This window comes from Natrinema soli, assembly GCF_028618695.1.
Genome location: NZ_JAQIVI010000774.1, coordinates 1 through 1,422 on the forward strand (window position 1 = coordinate 1; position 1,422 = coordinate 1,422).

General features: G+C 69.2%; 2 protein-coding genes. Both read right to left on the bottom strand.

The window, feature by feature from the left end; all coding sequences use genetic code 11:
• On the bottom strand, positions 1–999 hold a 999-nt coding region (locus tag PGX04_RS32060; protein WP_273742174.1), incomplete at its 3' end, for an AMP-binding protein.
• Positions 1,000–1,125: 126 nt separating this feature from the next.
• Positions 1,126–1,422, bottom strand: a 297-nt coding sequence (locus PGX04_RS32065) for an alpha/beta fold hydrolase (RefSeq protein ID WP_465263864.1), incomplete at its 5' end; no start/stop codon positions are given.

The window sequence follows — 1,422 nt, forward strand, 5'->3', positions numbered from 1 at the left end:
CACCGGGCGACCGACGGCGGTCCCGTCGACGTCGGCTCCGGCCGAATCGCTCTCGGTTTCGAATCCCTGGCTCAGGGCGGTCGGACACTCGAGGCGACCGTACACTCGCGCGACCGGCACGCCGCGGTCTCGGTAGGCTGCAACCACGTCGTCGCCGATCGGAGCCTCGCAGATCGCCCGCTCGAGCGATGCGACGGCGTCTGCGAATCCGGATTCGGCCGCGAGATCGCGGAGGACGGTCTCCCGACCCGGCAGCAGCGTTGCTCCTTTCTGGTCGATCGCGGTCAGCGCGTCACCGGGGTCGAACGCCCGATCGAGCAGGAGCGTGCCACCGGCGTACAGCACCGACAGCGCGACGCGAACGAGGCCGGCCGGGGTCGACAGCGGTGCGGTGAGTGGAACGATGTCGTTCGCAGCGAGTCCCCACGCCGCGACGCCGGTGAGACAGTTGCGCTCGATGGCGGCGGACGAGTAGCCGGCGACCGGACGGCCCGTCTCGCCGTGGAGGGCTAGCGGTGGGTTCGCCGCCGACGGTTGCTCGTCGGCATCGACATCGGCGCGGTCCGTTTCGGACAGTTCCTCGAGCGTCACCGACCGATCGAACGGGATCGATCGGACCAGATCGCGCTGGGCCGCTTCCGAGACGACCAGATCTGGCTCGAGGACGTCGAACGGGCGCTCGACGGACGCCGGCGTCAGCAGGTGGGAGATCGGCGCGAACGTCGCACCGAGCCGTCGACAGGCGAAAAACAGCGCGAGCGCGGCGACCCGGTTTCGCGTGACGAGACAGACGGTATCTCCGGAGCCGATATCCAGCGTCGAAAGCCGCTCGGCCGTCCGCTCCGCGATCGTCGACAGTCCCTTGTAGGAGACGCGATCCTCGTGGATCGTCTCCGCGGGCGCGTAGAGTCGCCGCTCGGAGATGTCGACGACCGCCGTCCGATCCGGGAAGTGCTCGGCCCGGCGAGCCAGCGAGAGGGTCACGACGAATGCTCCCACGCTCGAGCACGTAGTAGATAGGGGGTCAGGCGCAAGCACGGAACCGGAAGACGGGCCGACGCTCGAGCTGGCGCGCCGAGACGACGGTTCGCGCTTCGGTCGAGTCCCACCGACCGTCCGGCCGACTCACTCGGAATCGGCCGTCCATTCCTCGAGAAAGCCGAGCAACAGATCGTTGACCGTCCGCGAGCGCTCGACGAAGCAGAGGTGGCCGGCACCCTCGAGTTCCAGAAACTCTCCGCGGGGAAGTCCCTGAGCGAGTTCCTCGCCAGCAGTGGGCGAAACCAGCCCGTCCGCACCGCCGTGAATCACCCGCGTCGGCTGGGTCACCTCGACCAGCCAGTCCGTCGCGTCGAAGCCCTCGAGCGCCGCGCCGGCGACGTCGTCCAGGTGGACGTTACACGGCGTGATGTCGGCCGCCGG